Genomic DNA, 6,714 nt, shown 5'->3' with positions numbered 1-6,714 from the left:
GGATTGTATTGAAGAAATTATTAGGTGAAGAACGAAGACAAAAATTACTTGAACTGTTAAAGTTGGCAACCGAGCCTATTAAAGGAACCGACTTCGCGAAAAAAGCAGGCGTTAGCCGACAAGTCATAGTTGGCGACATGACCCTATTAAAAGCACGCAATGAGCCCATTTTAGCTACCAGTCAAGGATACATTTATATGAATCAATTAAATACCAGCCTTGCTTTTGAGCGTCAAATAGCGTGTGTTCACACACCTCTTGATGCGCAAGAAGAATTATATACCCTTGTTGATGCAGGTGTGGTGGTAAAAAACGTCACGGTCGAACACCCTGTATACGGTGAATTAACTGCATCCATTATGGTTTCCAATCGTCATGAAGTGGATTTATTTTTGAGTCGTGTAAAAGAAACCGGTGCTAGTTATTTATCCGAATTGACAGGCGGCATTCATTTACATTTGATCGCGGCCACTTCAAGTGAATTCTTAGAAGCAGCTATTGAAGGCATGAGATCTAAAGGATTTTTAGCGGATGACCAATAGGTAGTGCTCTACGTGCGAATTAGGAGATAATTGGTTAGTTGCGACAATAATCGAAGAAGTTGCGACATTGTGGGAAAAGTTGCGACGATAAACAAAGAAGTTGCGACGATCATTATCCAATAAATAAAAAAGGAATGATTGCAGAGTCTGCAGTCATTCCTTTTTGTATGTAAAATATGTACCTAGAGATTTTACTTCGCACCCTAAAGCACGTAATTCTTCTTTAGCACCTTGCATCATCGTTACATTTTCATCTTCTAGGACATCCACGATAAAGAAGTAATGACCAAGACCTGTTTTTAATGGACGCGATTCAATTTTACTCAAATTCAACTGACGCCATGCAAATACAGATAACACTTGATGTAGTGCACCCGATCGATCATCGACTGGTAAAGTGATCATAAGTGTCGTTTTAGGCGATTCGTCATGACCTGCTTTAGTCAGCTTTCTGTTTGCTTTTTGAAGGACAAAAAATCGCGTATGATTGAAATGAAAATCATGTATATTCGATTCCACAATGGTTAATCCATATTTCTTCGCAGCAAATTCATTACCGATTGCTGCATACGTTTTTTCAGGATGTTCAGAAACAAATTTCGCTGCAGCTGCAGTCGACGTCGTCTGTTCTAAAGGTATCCCACGGAAACGATAATACAAATATTTATGGCACTGTGCTAGCGCATGAGGATGGGAAAATACCGATTCGATATCTTGCCAGTTCGGCACTTGCTCAGGATGTACCATAAAATGTTGCTCAATCGGTGATAAAATTTCTGCTGACACATGTAATTTCACATCATGAAACAAATAATCAATAGTTAGGGGTACAGAGCCCTCTAGAGCATTCTCTAGAGGTACAACAGCATATTCGACTTCATCGTTCGCAACTGCCTCAATACACTCTGGAATGGTCGCATATGGCATCAGCCACTCCCCTTCAAACACTTCACCTGCTGCTAAATGTGTAAAGGATGCTTCTGGACCTAAATAAGCTACTCGTGATTCCCACGATTGTTTTACCATGTTAAACACTCCTTAAGATGCACCCGAACTAATAACTTCCGCTGACTCCACAAAATCTAAACGTTTCAATTGTTGAATGAAATCATCCAATTGCACATTCATCGCCGTTACATCCAGAGAAAGCGTCACATTGGCACGTCCTTGGATAGGAATGGTTTGATGAATCGTCAGCACATTACATTGTGACTCAGCAACTGTATGAAGCAACGTCGCCAAAGTTCCTTTGCGATCCTCTAGTTGCAAAAACACCGTTAATATACGTTCGCGCACAATGGAATGGAATGGGAAGACGGCATCTCGATATTTATAAAAAGCGCTACGTGATAAGTCCACTTTTTTCACCGCGTCCCAAATTGACGCGACTTCTCCACTTTGCAACAACTCCTTGGCTTCAAGGGTTTTTTGCATTGCTTCTGTCAACACATCTTCGCGTACTAAAAAATATCGTTGTTCAGATACGTCTTTCATGTTCCCATCCTCACTTTCTATTCGATGAATTCAAATTCGAATTCAAGAAGTCTCACAGTATCACCGTTTTCTGCACCACGTTCACGAAGTGCTTCATCAACGCCCATACCACGTAGTTGACGTGCGAAACGACGAATTGAATCTTCACGTGAGAAGTCGGTCATTTTGAATAAACGTTCGATCGATGAACCACTTAATACATAAGCACCATCGTCATCACGTGTAATGTCGAAACCTTCACGTTCTGATGTATGTTTGTAAAGAACTGTTTTGTCAGATTCTTCTTCAGCCATTTCATGCATTACGAAATCTTCTGTTACTTCAAGTAAATCGGCAATGGCGAATAAAAGTTCGTTTAACCCTTTACGTGAAAGTGCTGAAATCGGGAAAATCTTCACATCTTCCGGTAATTTCTTACGGAATTCTGCTAAGTTTTCTTCTGAATCCGGCATGTCCATTTTATTGGCAACCACTAATTGTGGACGCTCAGTTAAACGCAAGTTATATTGACGAAGTTCTTCGTTAATTGTCACATAATCATCATATGGGTCACGTCCTTCAATTCCAGACATATCGATAACATGCACAATTACACGTGTACGTTCAATATGGCGTAAGAATTGGTGACCTAGACCAACACCTTGGCTAGCGCCTTCAATAAGACCTGGTAAATCTGCCATTGCAAAGCTACGGCCATCAGTCGTTTCAACCATTCCTAAGTTAGGAACAATCGTTGTGAAATGATAAGCAGCAATCTTCGGTTTCGCTGCAGATACAACAGACAGTAATGTAGATTTACCAACACTTGGGAATCCAACTAGTCCAACGTCTGCTAATACTTTAAGCTCTAAAACCACTTCAATTTCAAATCCTGGTTCACCTTTTTCAGACAGTTCAGGTGCTGGATTTTGAGGTGTTACAAAACGACAGTTTCCGCGTCCTCCACGTCCACCTTTTGCAATGACCGCTCTTTGACCATGTTCGACTAAATCAGCTAAAACTGGTCCGCCTTCTTCAGCCATTACTACTGTACCAGGTGGAACTTTAACGATTAAATCTTCAGCACCACGGCCGTGCATGCCTTTACTTTGTCCGTGATCTCCACGATCCGCTTTAAAAAATCGTTTGTAACGGAAATCCATTAATGTACGTAAACCTTCTTCAACTTCAAAGATTACGCTTCCTCCGCGGCCACCATCTCCGCCTGCGGGTCCACCGTTTGGAACATACTTCTCACGACGAAACGCGACCATACCATCTCCGCCATCTCCGCCTTTAATGGATATCTTTACGTGATCTACAAACATAGACTATCCCTCCTTGCTTTCTTCTATATGAAAACGCCATTTCGTGGCCGTTTTGCATTCATGAGTCAATGTAACTAGTGGTTCGTGGTTAATTTCGTGCTGTATTGGTTCCCATTCACCGATTGATTCAAACGTAAGTTTAAATTCAGACTGAGTACACAATATATGAATGTTTAGATGTTGTTCTTTAAACGGACTTAATTGTGTATGCAAAAGTGTAATTGCTTGTTCCAGCACATCACGAATAGAGGCATCTAATAAGGTGTTACAGGTAGACTCAATTTGACTAGATATGTTCACTTGAAAACCGGCAAAACGCCAATTCATGGTTTGTAGCCATTCCGAAGTAAGAGGTAAGTTTAACTTCGCTAATTCATAGAATGCTTTAACTTCAGTGGTATAGTGATCAATAACCTCTTTCGCATCATCCAGTCGTGCTAGATCAATATTCATTTTAATAAGCTGCAACTGATTTAGAAAATCATGTCTTGCAAATCGCAATGCTTCATTTACTGAAAACGCTTTGTCGGTCATATAATCACACTCTCCATTATGCTAATCTCATTTCATTAGTATACCAAGAAATGAAGCGATTTTGTTGCAAAAGAAAAAGGACTGCAGTTATGCAGTCCTTTGGCTGTTTGAATTAAGCTTCTTGAGCTACAGGATATACACTAACTTTTTTCTTGTCGCGGCCATAACGCTCAAAGCGTACAATACCGTCAACTTTCGCAAAAAGTGTGTCATCTCCACCACGGCCTACGTTTTCACCTGGATAAATTTTAGTACCGCGTTGACGGTATAAAATTGAACCACCAGAAACGTGTTGACCATCAGCGCGTTTAGCGCCAAGGCGTTTTGATTGTGAGTCACGTCCGTTACGAGTCGAACCTACTCCTTTTTTCGAAGCGAAAAACTGAAGATCTAATCTTAACATCATTTGTTTCACCCCCTACTTTTTGAAGGTTATTTTTATATACTGTCCATAATCTTTTTCAATCGTTTGTAAAGAAACAATCATCGCTTGTACAATTAATTGTACCTGTTCATTCGTTTTTGGAACTAAGTCATCAGAAAACGAGACTTTGAGAAACCCGCCGTCTTGTCCTTGCTTCACATCAGGAATCACTTTTGTAAGTTCAACGATTGCATTAACTGCTCCAAAAGAAACAGCTGTTGCGGCTGCACAAACTAAATCTTTTCCATGTTCAGCAAAATCTGCATGTCCTTTCATTTCAAAAGAACGAATGTCATTGGATTGATTTTTATCAATCGTTACTTTAATCATCTTTTACACATCTTATAGATTGATCGAATCAATCACAAGTTTCGTGTAAGGTTGGCGATGACCTAGTTTACGATGATAGTTCTTTTTAGCTTTATATTTGAAAACAGTGATTTTTTTAGCTTTGCCGTTTTTCACGACTGTCGCTTTAACTGTTGCTCCTTCAACGAAAGGAACTCCAACTTTCACATTGTCTCCACCTACGAATAATACTTTATCAAATGTGAAAACGTCATCAGCTTCAACACCTAATTTTTCGATGTAGATTTCTTGACCTTTTTCAACTTTGATTTGCTTACCACCAGTTTCAATAATTGCGTACATTTTACTGCACCTCCTCTTAGACTCAGACTCGCCTTAAATAAGGTGATCTTTTCAGATACTTTGACCTCTTCAGAGCGGTTGTAGTAGCACGGGTGCTACAAACAATAACATTAAAACTTTACCATAATGCTAGGGTAGCGTCAACTGCTTCGTGACAATTTTATTGAAAGCTTCATCATATTTTCGGTATTGCCACGAACGAATATTTTGAAATGCAATAAATGAAAATATAAATGCGAGATGCAATTTGTTATATGTAGCTAATAATAGCAGGACTGAAAGGCAGATAGACAGGGCTAAATGTGTATTTTGATGATGTTTAGGAATAATGGCCTTCAATGCTTGTCCACCATCTAAAGGCATAATGGGAATTAAATTAAGCGCAAGAATGGTCAATTGAACTTCATTAAAAAAAGCTTGTCCCGGAAAATAAAAAAATTGCGCAGTTAAATAGAGGATTGCCGTTGCGAGTGGACCAGCAATCGCAATAAGCCATTGATGATGCGGCGGAGCAAGTTGAAGATTTTTCAGTTTAATGGCCCCACCATATGGAAGAATGGTACAACTGGACATCTTAAGGCCCGTCCATTTAGCTGCCGCAATATGGCCTAATTCATGAAAAAGTAAAGAACAAATAATAATGCTATAGTGCGCCAGCTGCGCAGTAGCAATTAAGTAGATAATAATAGGAATCATTATGGGATGCATGCGGATTTTAGTAAAGTACATCCGTCATCCATTCTGTAACCGCAGAGGGTTCAAGATTTTTACCTGCGCGTTCTATTTTCACAAACATTGATCCTGGCTGAACTTCTGCAATTAAGTCATTCTCTCCGACAGCTGTATAAGGTAAATTAGAAAAGTTTTCAACAAAACCATATGTCACAATATCTCCACCATCGTAAAGAACTGTCATCGTTTTCCCCGTATGACGTGTATGTCCAGTGAAGAGAATGATACCATCTTCTCTCGCAGTGACTTGAATCGGTGTAGTGTACGAAACTAGCACGCCTTCTTCATAAGGTTGCATAGACTCGTAAGTCGCCATCGTCGGAATCATAGAGTCTTTGGGAGTCGCTGCCACAGGAATAAGTTCAGGACGATAATCTCTTGGTAACTGTGCGATTACAAATTCGCGAACCATTTGAATATCCTTCCCTTGGGTAAATATTGTGCGAAGTTGTGAAGTTCCACCTTTTTGCTCTTGGATTTGAACAATTGCAATGATGCCAACGGTAAATATACATGCGATAATCCATTTTTGTACAGATTTCATGCCGCAGCCCCCCTTTTCGGGTAGTATATGCAGACGTGGTTTTATATATTTCTATTGATATATGGATTTTATAGTGGGGCTATACAGGATGAGAACAAGATTTAGGGGATTGGAGTAACTTCTCGTGGTATTGTTGCAACTCTTGGTCGTTTTGTCGCAACTTCTCGTGGTATCGTCTCAACTCTAGGTCTTATCGTCGCAACTTCTCGTGGTATCGTCTCAACTCTTAGTCGTTTTGTCGCAACTTTCTYYGATATTGGCGCAACTCTTGCTCGTATTATCGCAACTTCCCGTGTTATCGTCGCAACTATAGGTCGTATTGTCGCAACTTCTTCCATTATCGTCGCAACTATCCAATTTCCTCCTAATTCCCTCTCGATCTTCTTCCCACAAAAAACGCAGCCCTTCGCGAAAGCGATGGGCTGCCWAATTAAGATTTYAACACTTTGYGTGGATWGGGTATTGYCGCAACTTTCTTTGATATTG

At 40.1% G+C, this 6,714-nt stretch carries 10 protein-coding genes and 1 other annotated feature; of the genes, 1 reads left to right on the top strand and 9 read right to left on the bottom strand.

Going from position 1 to position 6,714, the window contains the following annotated elements:
• Positions 1–8 precede the first annotated feature (8 nt).
• A complete protein-coding gene (locus tag AC1DOS_RS16785) occupies positions 9–542 on the top strand; it encodes a 3H domain-containing protein (RefSeq protein ID WP_477538426.1) in 534 nt (177 codons plus the stop codon).
• Positions 543–695: 153 nt separating this feature from the next.
• Here the strand turns inward: AC1DOS_RS16785 and pheA are convergent, their stop codons facing one another.
• From pheA to AC1DOS_RS16740, 9 genes are all read right to left on the bottom strand, one after another.
• A complete protein-coding gene (gene pheA, locus AC1DOS_RS16780; RefSeq protein ID WP_477538425.1) occupies positions 696–1,568 on the bottom strand; it encodes a prephenate dehydratase in 873 nt (290 codons plus the stop codon).
• Positions 1,569–1,580: 12 nt separating this feature from the next.
• Positions 1,581–2,036, bottom strand: coding sequence for an ACT domain-containing protein (locus tag AC1DOS_RS16775; protein WP_477538424.1), 456 nt, complete (start codon positions 2,034–2,036; stop codon positions 1,581–1,583).
• Positions 2,037–2,053: 17 nt separating this feature from the next.
• The gene (gene obgE, locus AC1DOS_RS16770; RefSeq protein WP_477538423.1) at positions 2,054–3,343 is read right to left on the bottom strand and encodes a GTPase ObgE; all 1,290 of its coding nucleotides are present in this window, start codon (positions 3,341–3,343) and stop codon (positions 2,054–2,056) included.
• Between the two features lie 3 nt (positions 3,344–3,346).
• Positions 3,347–3,877, bottom strand: coding sequence for a Spo0B domain-containing protein (locus AC1DOS_RS16765; protein WP_477538422.1), 531 nt, complete (start codon positions 3,875–3,877; stop codon positions 3,347–3,349).
• A gap of 112 nt (positions 3,878–3,989) precedes the next feature.
• Positions 3,990–4,280, bottom strand: a complete 291-nt coding sequence (rpmA, locus tag AC1DOS_RS16760; RefSeq protein ID WP_024534383.1) for a 50S ribosomal protein L27 — start codon at positions 4,278–4,280, stop codon at positions 3,990–3,992.
• A 15-nt stretch (positions 4,281–4,295) separates the two neighbouring features.
• Positions 4,296–4,631, bottom strand: a complete 336-nt coding sequence (locus AC1DOS_RS16755) for a ribosomal-processing cysteine protease Prp (protein WP_108586424.1) — start codon at positions 4,629–4,631, stop codon at positions 4,296–4,298.
• A gap of 12 nt (positions 4,632–4,643) precedes the next feature.
• Positions 4,644–4,952 (bottom strand): 50S ribosomal protein L21, encoded by a 309-nt coding sequence (rplU, locus tag AC1DOS_RS16750; protein ID WP_108586425.1) that lies wholly within the window; start codon positions 4,950–4,952, stop codon positions 4,644–4,646.
• Between the two features lie 14 nt (positions 4,953–4,966).
• Positions 4,967–5,042 (bottom strand) — a sequence feature (ribosomal protein L21 leader region).
• A 39-nt stretch (positions 5,043–5,081) separates the two neighbouring features.
• The gene (locus AC1DOS_RS16745) at positions 5,082–5,681 is read right to left on the bottom strand and encodes a metalloprotease (RefSeq protein ID WP_477538421.1); all 600 of its coding nucleotides are present in this window, start codon (positions 5,679–5,681) and stop codon (positions 5,082–5,084) included.
• Positions 5,668–6,228, bottom strand: a complete 561-nt coding sequence (locus tag AC1DOS_RS16740; protein ID WP_108586427.1) for a hypothetical protein — start codon at positions 6,226–6,228, stop codon at positions 5,668–5,670. The genes AC1DOS_RS16745 and AC1DOS_RS16740 overlap by 14 nt, the downstream gene beginning before the upstream one ends.
• Between the last annotated feature and the right edge of the window lie 486 nt (positions 6,229–6,714).

This window comes from Paenisporosarcina sp. P5_A11 (assembly GCF_056400705.1).
The sequence above is the reverse complement of the archived record's forward strand: the minus strand, read 5'-3'. Positions and strand labels throughout refer to the sequence as shown.